Source organism: Hymenobacter baengnokdamensis (assembly GCF_008728635.1).
GTDB lineage: Bacteria > Bacteroidota > Bacteroidia > Cytophagales > Hymenobacteraceae > Hymenobacter > Hymenobacter baengnokdamensis.
Genome location: NZ_CP044285.1, coordinates 4,117,976 through 4,138,966, shown reverse-complemented (window position 1 = coordinate 4,138,966; position 20,991 = coordinate 4,117,976). Strand labels below are relative to the sequence as shown.

The window sequence follows — 20,991 nt, the reverse complement described above, 5'->3', positions numbered from 1 at the left end:
AGTATGCCGCTGTCACCTTTCCTTTCCTACGCTTGTTATTTGTGGTACCATGCCACCCGTAATCGACCTCGAAGCCGAACGCCAGGAAATCCTGCGCCACTATCGCCGCCTGCTGCGCACGGCCAAGCCGTATCTGCACGATGGTGATACTAAGCTGATTAAGAAGGCGTTCAATCAAAGCCTGGAGGCGCATAAGGATATGCGCCGTAAATCGGGCGAGCCCTATATTCTGCACCCGCTGGCCGTGGCCCAGATTGCCGTGGAAGAAATCGGCCTTGGCACTACCAGCATCGTGGCGGCGCTGCTGCACGATGTAGTGGAGGATACGCCTACCGAAATTTCGGATATTGAGCGCGACTTCGGCCACAAAACGGCGCGTATTATCGATGGCCTGACCAAAATTTCGGGTGTCTTCGAGTACGGCACCAGCGAGCAGGCCGAAAATTTTCGCAAGATGCTGCTCACGCTCAGCGAAGATGTGCGCGTGATTCTCATTAAGCTCGCCGACCGCCTGCACAACATGCGCACGCTCGACTCGATGCCGCGCCACAAGCAGCTCAAAATCGCCAGCGAAACCATTTACCTCTACGCGCCGCTGGCGCACCGGCTGGGCCTCTACGCCATTAAAACGGAGTTGGAAGACCTGCACCTCAAATACACCGATACGGAGGTGTACAACGAGCTGAAGGGCAAAGTAAAGCAAAGCCAAAGCGCCCGTAATCGCTTTATCAAGGAGTTTGTGCAGCCCATTGATGATGAGCTTAAGGCGCAGGGCTTTCACTACGAGATAAAGGGCCGCCCCAAGAGTATCTATTCCATTCTCAAGAAGATGCGCAAGCAAAACGTCACCTTTGAAGAGGTGTACGACCTGTTTGCCATCCGCGTCATCCTCGACGTGCCGCCCGAGCAGGAAAAGGCCGCCTGCTGGCAGGTGTACTCTATCGTGACGGACTTTTACCAGCCCAACCCCGACCGCCTGCGCGACTGGGTGAGCACGCCCAAGGCCAACGGCTACGAGAGCCTGCACACCACCGTCATGTCGCACCCCGGCCAGTGGGTAGAGGTACAAATCCGCTCGCGGCGCATGGACGACATCGCCGAAAAAGGCTACGCCGCCCACTGGAAGTACAAAGACACCGGCAGCCTGCAACCCGAATCGACGCTCGAAGCGTGGGTAAACCGCGTGCGCGAAATGCTGGAAACCAATAACTCCAGCGCCCTGGAGTTCATGGACGAGTTTCGCCAAAACCTGTTTGTGAAAGAAGTCTATACCTTCACGCCCAAAGGCAAGCTGGTTATTTTGCCCGATAAGGCTACGGCCCTCGACTTTGCGTTCGATATTCATACGCACATCGGGCTGCATTGCCTCGGCGCCAAAGTCAACCAGAAGCTGGAGCCTTTCAGCTACCAGCTGCGCAACGGCGACCAGGTCGAAATCCTGACCTCGCACAAGCAGCGCCCCACGCCCGAATGGCTCAACTACGTTATTACCAGTAAGGCAAAGTCGAAAATAAAGGAGTTCCTGCGCGACGATAAGCGTGCCAAAGCCGACGATGGGAAGTTTATTCTGGAAAAGCGGCTGGAGCTGATTGGCATTGAAAACACCCCCGAAAACTTTCAGCGCCTGCTGGTGTACTTCAACGTCGCCAATGCGCAGGACTTTTATTATCGCCTGGCCGTAGGGCAGCTCGATGGCCGCGAAATCCGCGACTCTTTATTCAAGACCACTACTGCCGCCCGGGTCGGGTCGGTGCTGGAGCGCAAGACCTTCGACCACGAGGTGCAGAAAATCAGGGGAGTGCGCGCCGATATGCTGGTCGTGGGCGAGCGTACCGACAAGTTTAACCACAGCCTGGCGCGCTGCTGCAATCCTATCCCCGGCGATGATGTATTTGGCTTCGAAACTGAAACCGGCCTTATCATTCATCGCACTACCTGCCCCCGCGCCGTCGATTTGATGTCGAACTACGGCAACCGTATCGTGCGCGCCAAGTGGACCGACCAGCTGGAGCTGGCCTTTCTGGCCGGCATCCGCATCAAGGGCTCCGACCGCGTGGGCCTCGTCAACGATGTCACGCGCATCATCTCCACCAGCCTCAAGGTAAATATGCGCTCTATCACCGTCGATTCTGACGACGGATTTTTTGAAGGCCAGATTATGGTATTCGTCAATGATACCGACCACCTCAACAAGCTCATACAACGGCTTTCCAAGGTAAACGGCGTGTTGCAGGTCGAGCGATTCGAGTCGTGATGGAACATAGTAAAAAATATATATCATGCCTGGGTGTGGGGGTCAACGAGCGCACCCAATGCGCGCATTATCACTCGGAGCGCGATATCATCGCCATAAAGCATAAGTGCTGCGATACCTTCTACGCCTGCATCAGCTGCCATAATGAGCTGGCCGGCCACGCGCCGGCGGTGTGGGGCAAAGACGAGCGCCAGACACCCGCCGTTTTGTGTGGCAACTGCCGCACTACGCTATCCATCGCCGATTATCTGGCCTGCAACAACACCTGCCCGGCCTGCTGGGCGGCCTTCAACCCAGGCTGCGCCAACCATTACCCGCTTTATTTCGAAGTCTGAAAAACCAGACGCTACCTTATTTAGGTTTGTAGCTTACAATCCAGCTGTTTTTATCCCGTGAATTCTTCTAAAGGTTCTTCTTTTGCCAGCCACTCTGCGGCCAGCAGCCCGGCCAGTGCCGCGCTGGGGCCGGAGGTCGGCGGCTCGTCTGATGCGGGGTACGCGGCCCGCCACACGCCCAGCGCCGCCAGCGAGGCAGTCCTCAATACCAGCCGCCTGGAGGAAGTGAAAAAAATATTTACCGCGCACCTCGAAAATAAAGGCCTGCGCAAAACGGCGGAGCGCTATGCTATATTAGAAGAAATATATGTTCGCTCAGGGCACTTCGATGTCGAGGAGCTTTACGCCGGTATGAAGGAGCGCAACCTGCAAGTAAGCCGCGCTACGGTGTATAATACCCTCGATTTGCTCGTAGAGCAGGGCCTGGTGAGCAAGCACCAGTTTGGCCGCAACCTGGCGCAGTACGAAAAAAGCTATGGCTACCGGCAGCACGACCACGTTATTTGCACCGAGTGCCACAAGGTGGTAGAGTTCTGCGACCCGCGTATTCATGGCATTCAAACGATGGTTGGCGACTTGCTCAACTTTCATATCCTGCATCACTCCCTAAATTTGTACGGCATCTGCGGCGATTGCCGCGCCAAAGCCGCCGCCACACCACCAAGTTAAGCTACTTACCTGCCTTTACCAGCTGTTTTTCCTGTCTGAAGTAGGAAAGAAGCCGACGCAGCGCCCCCCGAATGACCACCACCAGCACCCTAACCGACGGTATTCTGTACATTACGCTTGCCGGCGACCTCATCGGCAGCCCCGATACCCAGCAGCTCCTGCAAAGTGTAAATGAGCACCTCGGCGACGCCGTCACCAATTGCGCCGTTGATTTATCGGCTATTCGCTATATTAATAGTACGGGCATCGGAGTCCTCGTTTCGCTACTTACCAAGTTCCGGAGTCGCGGCGGCGAGTTGGTTCTTATTAATCCCGCCGACCATCCTAAGAAGATGCTGGCGCTTACCAAGCTCAACAACATCTTCACCGTGACTGCCGACCAGGCCGCCGCCCGCCAACAGCTAGCCCCAGCCGCCTCTTAGGCGGCTGTTTTTTTGCCATAAATTTCAAAATACTATACCAGGCGCTGCAAACAGCCCGGCTCTTCTCTCGCTTACAGAATACGGAGCCGCAGTAGAGTTGTGTCAGGAGCGCGATAAACCAAAATCAAGATGCCAGTAGACGTGTTAGTAGGCCTCCAGTGGGGCGACGAAGGAAAAGGAAAAATAGTGGACGTGCTAGCGCCTACTTACGACGCCGTAGCCCGTTTCCAGGGCGGCCCCAACGCCGGCCATACCCTCACCTTCGACGGTATCAAGCACGTCTTGCACCAGGTGCCGAGCGGAATTTTTCACCCCCACATCCTCAATATCGTCGGCAACGGCGTCGTACTCGACCCTGTCGTGTTTCGGGCCGAGCTGCAAAAGCTGACGGATAGGGGAGTAGACTATAGCCAAAACCTCTACATCTCCAAAAAAGCGCAGCTCATCCTGCCCTCGCACCGCGCCCTCGACCGCATCAGCGAAGAAGCCCGCGGCAACACCAAAATCGGCAGCACCCTCAAAGGCATCGGCCCCACGTACTCCGATAAAATCGGCCGCGTGGGCCTGCGCGTCAGCCACATTCTGCTCCCCGATTTTCAGGAGCGCTACCACGAAGCCGTCGCCCACCACGCCAGCATCGCCGCTCATTATCATAAGGAGTTGGAAATCGGTGCGTTTGAAGCCGAATTCTTCTCGGCCGTTGAGTTCCTGCGCACCCTCCAGCTCATCGATACCGAGTTTCTGCTCAACGACCTCCTCAGCCAGGGTAAGCGTATTCTCGCCGAAGGTGCCCAGGGCTCTTTGCTGGATATCGACTTCGGCACGTATCCCTACGTTACGTCCTCCAGCACCATTGCGGCTGGCGCTTGCACCGGCCTCGGCATTGCCCCCCGCCATATAGATAAGGTATATGGCATCACCAAAGCCTACTGCACCCGCGTCGGCAGCGGTCCTTTCCCCACCGAACTCACCGACGAAGTCGGCGAGCAAATCCGCCAGGCCGGCCGCGAGTTCGGCTCTACCACCGGCCGCCCCCGCCGCACCGGCTGGATAGACCTGCCCGCCCTGCGCTACGCCATCATGCTCAACGGCGTCACCGAGCTGCACCTCATGAAAGCCGACGTGCTCGATGGCTTCACCGAAATCCGGGCCTGCACCCACTACCGTACTCCCACCGGCGATAGCACGCCTAACCTGCCCGACCCCGGCCAACTCGAACAAATTACCCCCGAGTACGTCACCATTCCCGGCTGGCACACCGACCTCACCCAGGTCACCGACGCCGCCCAATTTCCTCAGCCCCTCCAGGATTACCTGGCCTTCCTCGAAAAGGAGTTGCAAGTGCCCATCCGCATCGTCAGCGTCGGGCCGGATAGAGTCAGTACGCTATTTCGGTAACGCTGCCTGAGCTTCTGCCGCCTGTATCGTCAGCAGATTCTTTTTCTCAATAGGAGTGAGTATCAAGTCAAGAGAAACCTTCTCTGCTTGGTACCACTCCTGTTTTCTGAAATACAGTCGCAGCTTTTCATTCTTCGAAAATGCGTACCCATATCGGGCAAACACCTCATTCCGCATCAGCGCAAGCTGCGCCTTACTATACTGAGTAAGTTCTGCTGGCTTTAGCACCTGATAAGAAGCCTGTGGGTATTTACCAGCGTAATAATCAGTAAGTGGTTCAATGCGTGCACCAACTTCCAGTTGCCCCTTCTCCAGCGAAACGCTCCAAGGTTTCCTCACCCGCAAGCCATAAACCTTTTTACCCTCATTAAGAAACGTCACAAAATCTCCCTCAGTCTCTTTTGAATAAAACTTGTTCCCAATGATTCTGACGCTGGTAAGGGTTTGATATTCCGTCTGCCATCGCTCCGGCTTCGTCGTCCACTCGCCAGAGCGGATTTGAGCCGTCATAATCCCATCACTCACCACCAGCGCAAAGTCTGACTCTGCTTCCGATACCCCAAAATGATAAACGCCTTCATAAGTATTGGACGTTGCAGCAGTCCATTTTGTAAAAATAGATGCCGGAATAGCATCAGTTACAAATATTGTTTGGCTGTAAGATGTTAAAACAGAAAGATATAAGATGAGGTAAAGGAAAGTAATACGCATCGAATGAAATTGAGTAGCGAAAGATGCTGGTAATAGGAAGACAAATATCAATCAAATTTTTCTGCCCCAAGCCCAGCCACTTACAACCCTCACCCACCTTATTCCGTACCCCATCGCTTGTCAACCCAAAAAATTATCCTACCTTTGCAGTCCCAAACGGCAAAAGGCCCACTGGAAACTCTGGAAAACGCAAGTCCCCAGAAAAAAGCAGAGCCCACGGAACCCCCCGGCCGGCGTGTCTTACCGCAAGACTTAGAAAAAGAAATTTTTCAAACCTCTTGCAAAGCCGGAAAAGCTCACCGTACCTTTGCACCCCGCTTCAACCGGAAGCGACTTAGACGAAAAAAGAAGAAGCGAAAAACTTAAAAATTTTCGCTTCGAATTTGGAAAGTCGAAAAATTTAGCTATCTTTGCACTCCCAATCACAAACAGGGCGCTGCAAACAGCGAAAACGGGCTGGTAACTAGCCCACCATGTTGCTTCAAATGGAAGCAACAATCGTTCTTTGAATGTTGGAAATAGACAAAACGTGAGGAGTCACGGTAGTAAGCTCTAAGCCTACTAACATGACGAAACCAAACGACACGAATTAAAAACGTCAAACAAAAAGAGCGAGGCAAGCATCTCGACAACGTCCCTATTTAGGTAGTGGATTAGGAATATTTTACAATGGAGAGTTTGATCCTGGCTCAGGATGAACGCTAGCGGCAGGCCTAATACATGCAAGTCGAACGGGGTGTAGCAATACATCTAGTGGCGCACGGGTGCGTAACACGTAACTAACCTACCCACATTTGGGGGATAGCCCGCCGAAAGGCGGATTAATACCGCATGATACATGTACCCGGCATCGGGTGTCTGTTAAAGATTTATTGAATGTGGATGGGGTTGCGGGTCATTAGCTAGTTGGGTGGGTAACGGCTGCCCAAGGCGACGATGACTAGGGGAGCTGAGAGGCTGGTCCCCCACACGGGCACTGAGATACGGGCCCGACTCCTACGGGAGGCAGCAGTAGGGAATATTGGGCAATGGGCGAGAGCCTGACCCAGCCATGCCGCGTGCAGGACGAAGGCTTTCTGAGTCGTAAACTGCTTTTGACAGGGAAGAATAAGCACTACGTGTAGTGTGATGACGGTACCTGCAGAATAAGCACCGGCTAACTCCGTGCCAGCAGCCGCGGTAATACGGAGGGTGCGAGCGTTGTCCGGATTTATTGGGTTTAAAGGGTGCGTAGGCGGCTCTTTAAGTCCGGGGTGAAAGCCCGCTGCTCAACAGCGGAACTGCCCTGGATACTGGAGAGCTTGAGTACAGACGAGGTTGGCGGAATGGACCGAGTAGCGGTGAAATGCATAGATACGGTCCAGAACCCCGATTGCGAAGGCAGCTGACTAGGCTGTTACTGACGCTGAGGCACGACAGCGTGGGGAGCGAACAGGATTAGATACCCTGGTAGTCCACGCCGTAAACGATGGATACTCGCTGCGGGCTAAAGATTGTCCGTGGCTTAGGGAAACCGATAAGTATCCCACCTGGGGAGTACGCTCGCAAGAGTGAAACTCAAAGGAATTGACGGGGGCCCGCACAAGTGGTGGAGCATGTGGTTTAATTCGATGATACGCGAGGAACCTTACCTAGGCTAGAATGCGCGTGACCGGCTCAGAGATGAGCCTTTCCTTCGGGACACAAAGCAAGGTGCTGCATGGCCGTCGTCAGCTCGTGCCGTGAGGTGTTGGGTTAAGTCCCGCAACGAGCGCAACCCCTATGGTTAGTTGCCAGCACGTAATGGTGGGGACTCTAGCCAGACTGCCTGCGCAAGCAGTGAGGAAGGCGGGGACGACGTCAGGTCATCATGGCCCTTACGCCTAGGGCGACACACGTGCTACAATGGACGGTACAGCGGGTAGCTACTGGGCGACCAGATGCCAATCTCGAAAAGCCGTTCTCAGTTCGGATCGGAGTCTGCAACTCGACTCCGTGAAGCTGGAATCACTAGTAATCGCGCATCAGCCATGGCGCGGTGAATACGTTCCCGGGCCTTGTACACACCGCCCGTCAAGCCATGAAAGTCTGGTAGACCTGAAGCTGGTGCTCCGCAACGAAGCCAGTTAGGGTAGAACAGGTAATTAGGGCTAAGTCGTAACAAGGTAGCCGTACCGGAAGGTGCGGCTGGATCACCTCCTTTCTGGAGCTGCCTTGCTCTTTGGCTTAGTATATTTCGGGTCGATTGGCCCCACATTTTGTTTATTTCCTTCATTCAACGATTTTATCGGATTCTGCATTGCCCTCGCAAGTGGGCAGAGCGAACCCGGGCTTGTAGCTCAGGTGGTTAGAGCGCTACACTGATAATGTAGAGGTCCCTGGTTCGAGTCCAGGCAGGCCCACTGGCAGCAGCGGGATTCTGCTTGCAGGCCAACTTCCGGGGGATTAGCTCAGCTGGCTAGAGCACCTGCCTTGCACGCAGGGGGTCAACGGTTCGACTCCGTTATCCTCCACTGACTACACTTTCTAATTGAGAAAGTGCTTTAATAGTATTGGTTTAGCCTGAAGCAGTTCAGCTATTCCGCATTTATCATCAAGTGGATGATAAACGTTCTTTGACGTAAGGGAAAACAAGAGAGAGAAGTACAAAGCGGGCTGTTAGTCACAGACTAGCAGCAGTTCTTCTACACGTCGAGTGTAGAGAATCGCAAGCGAGAAGTAAGTAAGAGCACACGGGGGATGCCTAGGGTCTCAGAGGCGAAGAAGGACGCGATAAGCTGCGATAAGCTCGGGGGAGGGGCACATACCCGTTATATCCCGAGATGTCCGAATGGGGCAACCCCACTGGTTGAAGACCAGTGACTCTTCTTTTCGGAGAAGAGGGCAAACGTTGGGAACTGAAACATCTCAGTACCGACAGGAACAGAAAATAACAATGATTCCCCAAGTAGTGGCGAGCGAACGGGGAGGAGCCCAAACCAGGGCGGTTACGGCCGCTCTGGGGTTGTAGGACCACGCCATGTGATTAAATCGAGTTAGCTGAAGTGTGTGGGAAAACACGCCAGAGACGGTGAGAGCCCGGTAAGCGACAATTCTGATTTACGCTAGTGGTATCCTGAGTAGGGCGGGGCCGGAGAAACCCCGTCTGAATCCAGCGGCACCATCCGCTAAGGCTACATACTCCTGAGACACCGATAGTGAACCAGTACCGTGAGGGAAAGGTGAAAAGAACCGCGGATAGCGGAGTGAAAAGAACCTGAAACCGTGTGCTTACAAGCAGTTAGAGGACTTTTGTAGTCTGATAGCGTGCCTTTTGCATAATGAGCCTACGAGTTACTCCTCCCTGGCAAGGTTAAGCGCTTGAAGGCGCGCAGCCGCAGCGAAAGCGAGTCTGAACAGGGCGCGTAGTCAGGGGGGGTAGACGCGAAACCTAGTGAGCTACCCTTGAGCAGGATGAAGGAGCGGTAACACGCTGTGGAGGTCCGAACCAGTTTCCGTTGAAAAGGATTTGGATGACTTGAGGGTAGGGGTGAAAGGCCAATCAAACTAGGAAATAGCTCGTACTCCCCGAAATGTATTGAGGTACAGCGTCGTGGTTAGGTTTGTTGGAGGTAGAGCTACCAATAGGACTAGGGGGTGTCAGAGCCTACCGAATCCTGATGAACTCCGAATGCCAGCAAATTCATACACGGCAGTGAGGCCTGGGGTGCTAAGGTCCCCGGCCGAGAGGGAAAGAACCCAGACCCGCCGCTAAGGTCCCTAAGTTCTAGCTAAGTTGAACAAAGGAGGTCCAGTTGCTTTGACAGCCAGGAGGTTGGCTTGGAAGCAGCCATTCCTTTAAAGAGTGCGTAACAGCTCACTGGTCGAGCGACCGGGCATCGATAATACGCGGGCATCAAGCTAGGCACCGAAGCGCGGGATTTACACTTTGTGTAAGTGGTAGGGGAGCATTCTGGTTGCGGAGAAGCCGTCCTGTCAGGGCATGGTGGAGCGTCCAGAAAAGCACATGTAGGCATGAGTAACGATAAAATAGGTGCGAAACCTATTCGCCGATAGACTAAGGTTTCCAATTCAACGCTAATCGGAATTGGGTTAGGCGGGACCTAAGGGAGAGCCGAGAGGTGTACCCGATGGCAAGCCAGTTGATATTCTGGCCCCCGGACTAGGAAGTGATGCAGGGACGCAGGAATGAAAGCAGCGCGAGCGGACGGAAGTGCTCGTTAAAGCCCGTACCTAATGACAGAGTAGTGAAGTACGCTCAGTTAGGGGAAAGGTGATAGTACCACACGGCCTTCGGGCCACGTGGATAGTCTGCCTAAGGACTGCCAAGAAAAGCTGCTAAACGTTGTATCCTAGCTCGGCCCGTACCGCAAACCGACACAGGTAGTCAAGGAGAGTATCCTGAGGCGCTCGAGTGAATCACGGCCAAGGAACTCGGCAAAATGGTCCTGTAACTTCGGGAGAAGGGACGCTTCCTCTAGTAATAGAGAAGCCGCAGTGAAAAGACCCAAGCGACTGTTTAACAAAAACACATGGCTTTGCTAACGCGTAAGCGGACGTATAAGGCCTGACACCTGCCCGGTGCTGGAAGGTTAAGAGGGGAGCTTAGTCGCAAGGCGAAGGCTTGAATCGAAGCCCCAGTAAACGGCGGCCGTAACTATAACGGTCCTAAGGTAGCGAAATTCCTTGTCGGGTAAGTTCCGACCTGCACGAATGGTGTAACGATTTGGGTGCTGTCTCAGCCGTGAGCTCGGTGAAATTGTAGTCTCGGTGAAGATGCCGAGTACCCGCCACGGGACGGAAAGACCCCGTGCACCTTTACTATAGGTTGCCATTGGTGATGGGTTCAGTATGTGTAGCATAGGCGGGAGGCGTCGAAGCGGGGGCGCTAGCTCTCGTGGAGCCAACGTTGAAATACCGCCCTTACTGTGCCTGTTGCCTAACTCTAGGTTTCTTAGAGAACAGTGGCTGCTGGGTAGTTTGACTGGGGTGGTCGCCTCCAAAAGAGTATCGGAGGCTTTCAAAGGTCCGCTCAGTACGCTTGGTAACCGTACGTAGAGCGCAATAGTAGAAGCGGGCTTGACTGTGAGACTGACTAGTCGAGCAGGGTCGAAAGACGGATATAGTGATCCGGTGGTTCCGCATGGAAGGGCCATCGCTCAAAGGATAAAAGGTACGCCGGGGATAACAGGCTGATCTCCCCCAAGAGCTCATATCGACGGGGAGGTTTGGCACCTCGATGTCGGCTCGTCACGTCCTGGGGCTGGAGAAGGTCCCAAGGGTTCGGCTGTTCGCCGATTAAAGTGGCACGCGAGCTGGGTTCAGAACGTCGTGAGACAGTTCGGTCCCTATCTGTGGTGGGCGTTGGATGATTGAGAGGACCTGACTTTAGTACGAGAGGACCGAGTTGGACCAGCCGCTGGTGCGCCGGTTGTCCCGCCAGGGGCAGCGCCGGGTAGCTACGCTGGGAGCAGATAAGCGCTGAAAGCATCTAAGTGCGAAACTCACCTCCAGATGAGTCATCCCAATGAAAGGTTCGTGGTAGACGACCACGTCAATAGGCCGCAGGTGTAAAGCTGGAAACAGCACAGCTGAGCGGTACTAAGGAACCGAGAACTTACGCTTGGCCCACTCAGTCTTTCTACTTCTTTCTCTTTTCCCTTATGTCAACGGTATTGCTGCCTGTCCCTGAACCCGACAGGCAACGCCAGCAATGGTGGCTTTAGCCCGGGTGTTCACCTCTTCCCATTCCGAACAGAGTCGTTAAGCCCCGGTGCGCCTATGGTACTGCCTTCACCGGTGGGAGAGTCGGTCGCCGCCAACTTTATAACCCAAGCCCTGCTTACCCCGCTTTCCCCAGCGCGTAAGCAGGGCTTTTGCGTGTGTACCCTTTACTACAGCCCGCCCTTGACCTATAATTTCAGCCTAAATAAGACGCCTATCTTCTGTTATCAGGCACTTACGAAAGTGATAAGCATACGCAATAGAGTAAAAAGCATTTTCATTATATGAAGATGTTTGAATTTTTAATAGTTATTAAGACAAAAGGCATACTATTTAAGTATGCCTTTTGTCTTAATAACTATTTTTATAATGCTCCCTACTACTGCATAACGATTTTACCTAACGTCCAGAGGCTCCAAAAAATAACCATTAGGCCCACGCCGACAAACATGAAGCGGGTAGGAATACGTCCGGCGAGGCGCGCGGCGATGGGAGCAGCTGCCACACCACCTACGATAAGGCCAAGAATGATTTGCCAGTGAGAGAGGCCCAACAAGGAGAAAAAGGTTAGGGCACTGGCAAAAGTCACAAAGAATTCGACGAGGCTTACTGTCCCAATAACGTATTGTGGGGTACGGCCATTAGCAATAAGGGTGCTGGTAACAAGAGGCCCCCAACCGCCGCCGCCAAAGGAGTCCAGAAAGCCCCCAGCGCCAGCGAGCCAGCCAGCGTTCTTAACTTTTCGGCGGCCTTGCTGGGGCTTGCGAATGGCTTTGCTGATAATGCGAACACCGAGTAGAAGCAGGTAAAATGCTAGAGCGGGCTTAATCCAAGTGCCGTATTTATCCCCAAAGTGCGTTAGAAGCAGCGCACCACTGATGGAGCCGGCTACGCCAGGGAGCAATAAAACCCGAAACAGGCGCTTATTAACGTTGCCGAAGCGGTAGTGGTGATAGCCGGATGCTCCACTAGCAAACATCTCGGCGGTGTGGATGCTGGCGCTGACGGCGGCCGGGTGCAGACCCATACTCATCAGGCTGATGGCCGACACCACGCCGTAGCCCATGCCAAGCAGGCCATCGATGAGCTGCGCCCCGAAACCGACGGCCACGAACGTATAGAAGGTGGTGGAAGACTGTGCCAGTGCCCACAGCTGCGGCCAGGTAACGTAATACGAAAGAATATTGAGCAGAATAAAGCCCGCGAAGGTCATGAGTGCGCCAGTGGCTACGCGCCGCCAGTAGATGGTAGCGGGCGTTTCGTAGGCGGGGCCGTGGGCCAGCTCGGCCGTAACGGCATGCAGGGATTTTACCTTTTGGGTGAAATCGCCTTGCAGGCGGCTGCGGATGAGGTTCATTTGCTGGAGCACAGCGGCTAGTTCGCCGGGCAGGGCTTCTTCAAGCACTTCCCGCAAGCGTTTACCGACGGTGGGCGATTGGCCGTTGGTGGAAATAGCAATTTTGAGGTCGCCTTTCCGGACGACGGACGCCAGGAAGAAATCGGTGCCATCGGCAGAGCCGGCTACGTTGGTAAGCAGTTGCAACCGGGCAGATTCGGTCTGAATTTGCTGATTAAGGGTAATCTCATCGGTAGCGATGAAGAGAACCTCGTGGTGGACAAAATCGGTAGCATTCCACGGGCGCTCACAGAGCGTTATCTGGGGGTAGGGTGCGGCCAACTCGTGCAACGCTGGCGTTAGGGCTGGGCTAATTATCGTTACGCTGGTGGCAGGACTATTGCGTAAAATAGCACTCAGGCGCTCCGTAGCTAAGCGGCCCCCACCGATAATCAATACCCGAAACTGCGCCAGTTGAAGAAAGACTGGAAACAGGTCGTTACCAGTAGCAGGCGGCGGACTGGTGGAAGCTACGGTATCGGCTGGCGGGGGCAGCGGAAGGTCAGCCATGGCGGGAGGCAGCATAACTTGCTGGGCAGGCGGTAAGTTACTCGTGAAAATTCAGGCCGTGCGTAGTCGCCTTCACGTAGCCCTGGCGCACTACAAAGTCACCAAAGCCCTCCTGGGCCTGACGCTGCGCGGCGTAGGCAGCGAAAATGGGAGTTAACTCCCGGATAATGCCCTCCTCGTCCAGCATTTCGCGGTAAAGCTTGTTGAGGCGCTCGCCGGCGTGGTCGGCCCCAAGGTAAAGGTTGTAGCGGCCGGGAGCCCGGCCTACCAGACCAATCTCGCCGAGGTAGGGGCGGGCGCAGCCATTGGGACAGCCGGTCATGCGGATAAGAATACCCGCGTCGGCCAGGTCGTGCGCCCGAATAACAGCGTCGAGCTTATCGAGCAGCTGAGGCAGGTAGCGCTCGGCCTCGGCGAAGGCTTGCGAGCAAGTATTGAGCGCTACGCAGGCCAGGGCATCGCGGCGCAGCCGGGTAAGCTGTTCGGCCTTGGGCGCGCAGCCGTTTTCTTCCAGCCCGGCCTGGATGCGGGCGCGGTACTGGGGCTCGATGTTAGCCAGAATCAGGTTCTGGTTGCCGGTAAGGCGGAACTCGCCGGTGTGGAAGCTGCTGATTTCGCGCAGGGCCGACTTGAGGCGGTAGCCGGGGCGGTCGAGCACACGGCCGCCTTCCACGAAGAGCACGAGCTGGGCGAGGCCGCCAGGGCTTTCGGTCCAGCCGAAGGCATCGCTGGAGCTGTGAAACTGATAGGGGCGCGCCGGGGTCAGCTCGTAGCCGAGGCGCTGGTGCAACTCGGCCACGAAAGCCGGCAGACCTACGCGGTCAATAGTGTATTTGAGGCGCGAGAGCTTGCGGTTTTCGCGGTTGCCCCAATCGCGCTGAATGGTCACGATTTTCTCGCAGACCTCCACCACTTCGGCGGTAGGCACGAAGCCAATAATATCGGCCAGGCGCGGGTAGGTTTCGGGCAGGCCGAAGGTCATACCCAGGCCGCCGCCCACGGCCACGTTGAAGCCCAGCAGCTGGCCATTTTCTTCGATAGCGATGAGACCGATATCATTGGAGAAGATGTCGGAGTCGTTGTAGGGCGGCAGAGCCAGCGCAATTTTAAACTTGCGCGGCAGGTAGGTATGGCCATAAATCGGCTCATCATCGACGGCTTCGGTGGTTTCCTGCAGGCTGCCGTCGAGCCATATCTCACGGTAGGCCGTGGTGCGCGGCGTGAGGTGGGCGCTGATGGTTTTGGCCAGCTCGTATACTTGGTGATGCACCGCCGACTCGTGCGGATTGGTGTTGCACATTACGTTGCGGTTAACATCGCCGCAGCCGGCGATACTGTCCATCTGAACTTCGTTAAAGCCCTGGATAGCGGCCGGTAGGTTGCGCTTGAGCACCCCGTGGAGCTGGAAAGTCTGACGGGTGGTAAGCTTGAGCGTGCCGTTGCCGTAGGCATCGGCCAGCGCGTCCATGCGCTGCCACTGGCGGGCCGAGGCCACGCCGCCGGGCACGCGCACCCGAATCATAAAGGAAAACAATGGCTCAAGCTTTTGCTGCTTGCGCTCGCTGTCGAGGTCACGGTCGGTTTGCTGGTAGGAGCCGTGAAACTTGATAAGGTGGGTATCGTCGGGGTTGAGGGCGCCGGTGAGGCGGTTGGCGAGGCTATCGACCAGGGTACCGCGCAGGTAGCGGCTGGCAATCTTGACGTGCTCGACTTCGGAAAGCTTGGGGGCGATGGTGGCGGACATGGAGTGGCGTAGGTAACAAGTAAAAAGGAAGAGTTAAAAGGAGATAAAACCGGGGTGTTAACCCTTCGCTTTTAACTTCGGAAATGCTAGTGCAGCACAGTGGCATCGAAGGTGACGCTCACGTAGTACAGCGCACCGATGGTCGGACCGGCGGCATATTGAAAATAGCGGTGGTCTACTATATTGGTGCCGCCAAGCTTAATGGTAGATTTCAGCGTGGGCACGCGCAGGTTTACCTGGGCATCGAGGTTGGAATAGGCGGGCACGGTGCCGTTGGCGAGCGGACTTTCCCAGTAGAAAGACGTTTGCCAGCGATAAACAACGTTGAAGCCGAGGTTGCGCACAATTTCGCGGTTGCCGAAGGAGGCACTGCCGGCCCACCTGGGCGTATTAAAACCAGTGACGAACACATCAGGTTCGGTATTAGCCGATAAGGCGTTGTAGTTAACATTGCCGCCGGCGGTGTATTTCTGGAAGAAATTGTACGTCAGGCCCAGCGTAGAGCCGTAGCTGTGGTAGTTCTGGCGCGAGTTGGTATACACGCGGTACCGGTCCTGGCGGGCGTCGCGGTTTTCGCGCAGGGCTGCCAGGACCGCGTCGTCGGTGCCGACCGATACCTGAGCATTGGCGGCATTTTTGGGCACGCTCACCTCCACCTGACCCAGAAAACCGGCGTAAACGTTGTAATACGCATCGGCATCGATAGATAATTTATTGTCTAATAGTACACTACGGTAGCCTACTTCGAAGGCGTTGATTTGCTCGGGCTGCTCAACGCGCAGATTGGCTACTTGCAGCAGGCCGCGCAGCTCGGGCCGCAGAGCGGCCTGGCTGGTGGTGGCACCCTGGTTGGCCGCCACGTAGGCATTCACGGCCGCGTTGAACTGGTCGATGGACGCCTTGGTATAAGAGTTTTGCAGGTAGTTGAGGCCCTCATTAACGCGGGCCAGGCCGCCCACGCGGCGCACATTACCGTTATTTACGAAGGAAAGTGCCTCAAACAGGGAAGGGAAGCGCCAGCCGTTCTGGTACGAGGCGCGGAAGTTGTGCTTCTCGGCCACCGTATACACGGCCGCCAGGCGCGGATTTGCTTTAGCCGTAAACTCGGGGTTGTAGTCGACGCGCAGCGAGCCGGTTAGCTTGAGCTTATCGTTCAGCAGCAGCTTACTGGCCTGGGCAAAAGCGCCGTATTTCTGGTAATACACGTAGCTGCCGCCGGGCTGGCTGCGGTCGCTCAGCGGCCGGCTGAAATCCACGAAGTTGTTGCCATCGGGAATAATCTGGTACAGGCGGGCATCGGCCCCAACCAGCACATCGGCAAACTTGATGCGTGGGCCCAGGTTCCAGAGCCCTTCTGTGTGATACGTGCGGCTGTGCTGGCTGAGCGCCGCCCCGCCCGGAATAGGCGCCCCCTTCACATTGACGCCGCTATCCCAGTTATTGATACGAATAATCTGGCTTTTGAGGTCGTTAAACGCCTGGGTGCCGGGCTCGGCGCGGCCGGCGTCGGCGGCAGTGCGGGCGGCCACCATCGCCGGGGCCAAGCCCACGCCCGAGGCCAGCTGGCTTTTCAGCGCATCGGTAAAGCGGGCGCCCCACACGGCATTAGAGCCGTTCTGAAGGTCGAGATTAAGCGATAGTGGGTTAAGATTGTAAGAGTTACCGGTATTTTCCAGCAATGTGTAGGCGCGCACCGTAAAGTCGCTGCCCTGCAGCTCCAGCTTGTGGTTTTGCACCGTCACGCCATCGAGCTGAATCTTGTTGCCGCGTTGAAACACCCCGTCCATCAGGCCGAAGCGATAGCCGTAGCTCAGCTCCAGCTGGTCGGTGAGCTTGTAGTGGAGGCTGGCATCAGCCTTGAGGTTACGCACGGTGGGGTTGACTAAATCCTTTTCGTAATAACCCGTGCGGGTTACGACAAACTTCTGATTTTTACCATTATAGGGCACGGTGATAGTCAGCGAAGAGTTGCTGTCGTCGCCGTAGCGGTTCCAGAGGTCGGCGGCTGGGTTGAAGGCGCCCGATAGCTCGGGGAAGGCCGGGTTGGCCGTAGCGAGCGGCTGCGGGTTCTGGTCAGTCTGGTTATTGGCGAGCCAGTCGGTACCGCGCAAAAAGTCGAGGTTTACCTTGTAGGCCCAGCGGCTGCCGGGGCCGAGGGCCTGCGCCCAGCGCACGGCCGTTTCGGTGAGCACGCTCGGGTTACGGTCGATGCCATCGACGTGGTTGACGCCGATTTTCTGGTACACGCTCAGGCCCTGGTACGTGTAAGGGCTTTTGGTAGTGAGGTTGGCCAGGCCGTTGATGGCATTCATGCCGTAGAGGGCCGAGGCGGCACCAGGCGTTATCTCGACGCTGGCAATGTCGAGCTCGGTAGGCCCGATGGCGTTGCCCAGCGGTACGCCCAGGGTAGCGGCCTGCATATCAACACCATCGACGAGCTGCATAAAGCGGAAGTTGTTCGGGACGTTGAAACCCCTGGTATTGGGTACTTTAAAGGTGAGGCTGCTGGTGAGCATCTGCACGCCCTTCACGTTTTCGAGCGCGTCGTAGAAGCTTGGGGCGGGTGTTTCCTTGATGGCGCGGATATCCAGCTTCTCGATGGCGACCGGCGACTTGAGCCGGTTTTCCTCAACTCGGGAGGCCGATACGACTACCTCGCTGGTCAGCACGTCCCTGGGTTCGAGGGCTACGCTAAGCGGCTGGCGGCTGCTCACGATAGCCAGCTCGATGGGTTCGTGCCCGATAGCATTGAAAACGAGCACAAAGGGGTAATTAAGCTTGGCTTTGAGGGCAAACCGGCCATCGGCATCGCTCTGGGTGCCGGCACTGGTGCCTTTAATGCTGACACTCACGCCGGGAAGCAGTTGGCCGCTGCCTTTTTCCTGCACCACGCCACTGATGGCAATAACTTCAGTTTGGGCGAACACAGCGCTGATACTAGCCAGTAGCAGCAGGAAAAACAGGAAAATCGTGGGGTAGTAGGGTTTCATGTAATATGCAATTTCTTGAATGTAAGCAGTTCGGAGGCGGGTGGGAGGCGGCGTACAAGCCGTCGTTAGTCCGACATCGGGCCCGCATACTGGAATCAGCCAGCTGCATAGTGGTGAAAATGGAAAGGTGACGCATGGAGAAAGGCGAAGGCGACAGGAGGTGAGTAAGTAAAAGGTTGTCAGGCCGGGTGAAGTCCGGCCCGACGCTCTTTGCGAGTAGGGCAGCTGCTAATACACGTCTTCGAGGTAGCGGCGCTGCTTGCGGAGGTTGCGCACATAGGCAATGGCTTCATCCTGAGGCAGGTCGGCCTCGCGGCGTACCACTTCGGTGAGGGCATCCTGCACGGCACTGCCCAGGCGCACCTTGTCGCCGCAGACGTAGAGCTTGGCCCCGCCTTCGAGCCAGCCAAAAACTTCGCGGCTGTTTTCGAGCAGGCGGTCCTGCACGTACACTTTAGCCGCCTGGTCGCGCGAGAAGGCCACATCGAGCCGGGCCAGCCCGCCGCGCTTGAGGTGTTGCAGCCACTCGGTCTGGTAGAGGAAGTCGGTGGTAAAGTGCGGGTTGCCGAATAGCAGCCAGTTGCGGCCGGTGGCGCCCAGCTCCACCCGCTCTTCCACAAAGCCCCGGAAAGGCGCGATGCCGGTGCCGGCCCCCAGCATGATGATATCGGTAGCCGGGTCGGTGGGCAGCTTGAAGTATTCGTTGTGCTCCACAAATACCCGGGCGGTTTCGCCCACGGCAATGCGGTCGGCCAGATACGATGAGCAAACACCGTGCTTACGGCGGCCGTGGGCCTCGTAGCGCACGGCCCCCACGGTCAGATGCACCTCGTCGGGATGGGCAAGCAGGCTGCTGGCGATGGAGTAGGCCCGGCTGGGCAGCGGGCGCAGGGTCTCAATCAGCACCTGAGCGGTAAGGTTATCAACCGGGAACTCACTCAGCAGGTCGGCCACGTCGCGGCCGTAGAGGTAGGGCTGGAGGCGCTGGGCATCGGTAGCCAGCTCGCGCAGGGCGGCATGGTGCGGGGCAAGTAGCGCATAGCGCTCAATCACGTCGCGGGTGAGCACGCTTAGCTCGCGGCGGCTGGCCAGCGCGGCGGCCAGTGGCAGCTCTTCGCCGCTGAGGGCCACCAGCGCGGTATCGCTGAGGCGGGCCGCGCGGAGTACTTCCTCCACCAGTGGGTCTTCGTTGGTAGCCAGCACGGCCAGGGCATCGCCGGGCTCGTAGGTCAGGCCCGAGCTGGCCAGGTCGAGCTCCATATGGTAGGTTTCCTTGGTCGAGCCGCGGCCATTAAGCTGAATGCTGGCCAGCACCGGCGCCGACCACGGGTGCTCGCGGGTGTAGGCCGGATTTTCAGGCGTGTGGATAACGGCGGCCGGGCTGGACACCGGGGTTAATTCCGCCGAAATTTTATCCAGCGCATCGGCAATCCAGGCGGCGGCGCGGGCCTGATAATCCACATCGCACTCCACGCGGTCGAGCAGGCGCCGGGCACCCAGCGCGGCCAGGCGCTCGTCAAAATCCCGGCCGGTCTGGCAAAAGTGCAGGTAGCTGCTGTCGCCCAGCGCCAGCACGGCGTAGCACAGGTCGGGTAGCTTGGGCGCGCGCGGGCTGCCCAGAAACTGGTGCAGCTCTTCGGCAGCCACGGGCGGGTCGCCCTCGCCGTGGGTGCTCACAATGAGCAGCAGCACCTGCTCGCGGGCCAGGTTGCGGGGCGCGTACTCGTTCATGTCCTGCACCGTGGCCGCCAAGCCGCGCTGCCTGGCGGCTTCGGCGGCCTGGCGGGCCACCTTGGCGCCATTGCCGGTGTGCGAGCCGTAGAGAATAGTGAGCGTGGGGGCCACTGCAGCCGGAGCGGGCGCGGCGGTAGCTGCCGTAGTGCCGGCTCCGGCCGGCGTGCCCGTAGCCCGGCCGTAGAAATAGCCGCTAAGCCACAGCAGCTGCGAGCCGCTGAGGCCATCGGCCAGCTGAGCCAGGGTAGAATCGTCAAAGCCGGGGGGAAGCGGCGCAGGGAGCGAAGGCATGGGGATTATATAGTATTTAGTATATTTATTGGATTTACGCCACCCTGGCATAAGCCAGCAGCGGCCGCAAGTCGGCCGGGGTGGCGGGCGCTGCCTGGCCGTGGGCAAGGCTGGCCACCGCGCCAATCACGATAACGGCCGGAGAGCCCAGGCCCGCCCCGGCTACGCGGGCTGCCAGTGTGGCCACGGTGCCCGTAATTACCTGCGCAGTAGGTAGTGTGCCATTTTGCACCACGGCCGCCGGCGTATCGGCCTGGCCCTGCTGGGAGTAGAGGGTCATGATATCGGCCAGCCGGTGCAGGCCCATCAGGATGATGGTAGTGAGGCGGCCCCGCGCTGCTTCGACCAGGGCCGGGGCCAGGCTGCCGGTAGCCGTAGTGGCAGTAATTACCTGAAAGCCTTCGCTTAAGCCACGGTGCGTAACCGGAATGCCCGCGTGGCCGGCGGCGGCCACGGCACTGCTGATGCCGGGCACGTAGGCCGTAGCCAGGCCGTGGGCAGCGGCATACAGCATTTCCTCGCGGCCCCGGCCAAACACAAACGGGTCGCCGCCCTTGAGCCGCACTACGTGTCCGTAACGGCGGGCCTCGCTCACAATGAGGGCGTTAATCTCCTCCTGCTCCAGGGCTTTGAAGCCCCGGCGCTTGCCCACGAAGATGCGCCGGGCGGTGGGCCGGGCGTGGGTCAGCAGCTCGGCGTTGGCCAGGGCATCGTAGAGCACCACGTCGGCTTGCGCCAGCACCCGCGCGCCCTTGAGGGTAAGCAGCTCGGGGTCGCCGGGGCCGGCACCAACAACGGTAAGGCGCGGGATAAAGGATGAGTAATCAGCCATAA

11 protein-coding genes, 2 tRNA genes and 3 rRNA genes are annotated in these 20,991 nt (G+C 57.1%); 10 read left to right on the top strand and 6 right to left on the bottom strand.

What is annotated here, in order from left to right; translation table 11 throughout:
• Positions 1–49: 49 nt before the first annotated feature.
• From F6X24_RS17610 to F6X24_RS17590, 5 genes are all read left to right on the top strand, one after another.
• Positions 50–2,254, top strand: a complete 2,205-nt coding sequence (locus F6X24_RS17610; RefSeq protein WP_151089245.1) for a RelA/SpoT family protein — start codon at positions 50–52, stop codon at positions 2,252–2,254.
• 35 nt (positions 2,255–2,289) lie between these two features.
• Positions 2,290–2,589, top strand: coding sequence for a CHY zinc finger protein (locus F6X24_RS17605; RefSeq protein WP_229725208.1), 300 nt, complete (start codon positions 2,290–2,292; stop codon positions 2,587–2,589).
• Between the two features lie 216 nt (positions 2,590–2,805).
• On the top strand, positions 2,806–3,258 hold the full coding sequence (locus tag F6X24_RS17600; protein WP_151089672.1) for a Fur family transcriptional regulator: 453 nt from the start codon (positions 2,806–2,808) through the stop codon (positions 3,256–3,258).
• A 71-nt stretch (positions 3,259–3,329) separates the two neighbouring features.
• Positions 3,330–3,680: an STAS domain-containing protein gene (locus tag F6X24_RS17595; RefSeq protein WP_151089244.1), complete on the top strand. Its 351-nt coding sequence runs from the start codon at positions 3,330–3,332 to the stop codon at positions 3,678–3,680.
• A 129-nt stretch (positions 3,681–3,809) separates the two neighbouring features.
• Entirely contained in the window at positions 3,810–5,078 is a 1,269-nt protein-coding gene (locus F6X24_RS17590; protein WP_151089243.1) for an adenylosuccinate synthase, read from the top strand.
• Here F6X24_RS17590 and F6X24_RS17585 read toward each other — a convergent pair.
• Positions 5,067–5,789 (bottom strand): YARHG domain-containing protein, encoded by a 723-nt coding sequence (locus tag F6X24_RS17585; RefSeq protein WP_151089242.1) that lies wholly within the window; start codon positions 5,787–5,789, stop codon positions 5,067–5,069. The two genes, F6X24_RS17590 and F6X24_RS17585, sit on opposite strands and share 12 nt — an antisense overlap.
• Positions 5,790–6,455: 666 nt before the next feature.
• On the opposite strand from F6X24_RS17585, the gene F6X24_RS17580 reads away from it, so the two are divergent.
• The 5 genes from F6X24_RS17580 to rrf all read left to right on the top strand — a co-directional run bounded on the left by F6X24_RS17580 (position 6,456) and on the right by rrf (position 11,592).
• A 16S ribosomal RNA gene (locus tag F6X24_RS17580) occupies positions 6,456–7,971 on the top strand.
• Between the two features lie 125 nt (positions 7,972–8,096).
• A tRNA-Ile gene (locus tag F6X24_RS17575) sits at positions 8,097–8,170 on the top strand.
• A 37-nt stretch (positions 8,171–8,207) separates the two neighbouring features.
• A tRNA-Ala gene (locus F6X24_RS17570) sits at positions 8,208–8,281 on the top strand.
• Positions 8,282–8,479: 198 nt separating this feature from the next.
• Positions 8,480–11,393: ribosomal RNA gene (locus tag F6X24_RS17565) — 23S ribosomal RNA — on the top strand.
• Between the two features lie 87 nt (positions 11,394–11,480).
• Positions 11,481–11,592: ribosomal RNA gene (gene rrf / locus F6X24_RS17560) — 5S ribosomal RNA — on the top strand.
• The 16S, 23S and 5S rRNA genes sit together here with 2 tRNA genes alongside, the layout of an rRNA operon.
• A 279-nt stretch (positions 11,593–11,871) precedes the next feature.
• On the opposite strand, the gene F6X24_RS17555 is transcribed toward rrf, so the two are convergent.
• The 5 genes from F6X24_RS17555 to cobA form a co-directional block, all read right to left on the bottom strand.
• Positions 11,872–13,398: a TSUP family transporter gene (locus F6X24_RS17555; RefSeq protein ID WP_191906377.1), complete on the bottom strand. Its 1,527-nt coding sequence runs from the start codon at positions 13,396–13,398 to the stop codon at positions 11,872–11,874.
• A 37-nt stretch (positions 13,399–13,435) separates the two neighbouring features.
• Complete coding sequence (locus tag F6X24_RS17550; RefSeq protein WP_151089240.1) at positions 13,436–15,142, bottom strand: NADPH-dependent assimilatory sulfite reductase hemoprotein subunit; 1,707 nt, start codon at positions 15,140–15,142, stop codon at positions 13,436–13,438.
• A gap of 86 nt (positions 15,143–15,228) precedes the next feature.
• Positions 15,229–18,132, bottom strand: a complete 2,904-nt coding sequence (locus F6X24_RS17545; protein ID WP_151089239.1) for a TonB-dependent receptor — start codon at positions 18,130–18,132, stop codon at positions 15,229–15,231.
• A gap of 228 nt (positions 18,133–18,360) precedes the next feature.
• Entirely contained in the window at positions 18,361–20,157 is a 1,797-nt protein-coding gene (locus F6X24_RS17540) for an assimilatory sulfite reductase (NADPH) flavoprotein subunit (RefSeq protein WP_191906376.1), read from the bottom strand.
• A 34-nt stretch (positions 20,158–20,191) separates the two neighbouring features.
• Positions 20,192–20,989 (bottom strand): uroporphyrinogen-III C-methyltransferase, encoded by a 798-nt coding sequence (gene cobA / locus F6X24_RS17535; protein WP_151089237.1) that lies wholly within the window; start codon positions 20,987–20,989, stop codon positions 20,192–20,194.
• Between the last annotated feature and the right edge of the window lie 2 nt (positions 20,990–20,991).

Coding starts and splice junctions, on each gene's coding strand:
- F6X24_RS17610 (WP_151089245.1), top strand. CDS start 50: ATGCCACCCGTAATCGACCTCGAAGCCGAACGCCAGGAAATCCTGCGC.
- F6X24_RS17595 (WP_151089244.1), top strand. CDS start 3,330: ATGACCACCACCAGCACCCTAACCGACGGTATTCTGTACATTACGCTT.
- F6X24_RS17590 (WP_151089243.1), top strand. CDS start 3,810: ATGCCAGTAGACGTGTTAGTAGGCCTCCAGTGGGGCGACGAAGGAAAA.
- F6X24_RS17585 (WP_151089242.1), bottom strand. CDS start 5,789: ATGCGTATTACTTTCCTTTACCTCATCTTATATCTTTCTGTTTTAACA.
- F6X24_RS17555 (WP_191906377.1), bottom strand. CDS start 13,398: ATGGCTGACCTTCCGCTGCCCCCGCCAGCCGATACCGTAGCTTCCACC.
- F6X24_RS17550 (WP_151089240.1), bottom strand. CDS start 15,142: ATGTCCGCCACCATCGCCCCCAAGCTTTCCGAAGTCGAGCACGTCAAG.
- F6X24_RS17545 (WP_151089239.1), bottom strand. CDS start 18,132: ATGAAACCCTACTACCCCACGATTTTCCTGTTTTTCCTGCTGCTACTG.
- F6X24_RS17540 (WP_191906376.1), bottom strand. CDS start 20,157: ATGCCTTCGCTCCCTGCGCCGCTTCCCCCCGGCTTTGACGATTCTACC.
- cobA (WP_151089237.1), bottom strand. CDS start 20,989: ATGGCTGATTACTCATCCTTTATCCCGCGCCTTACCGTTGTTGGTGCC.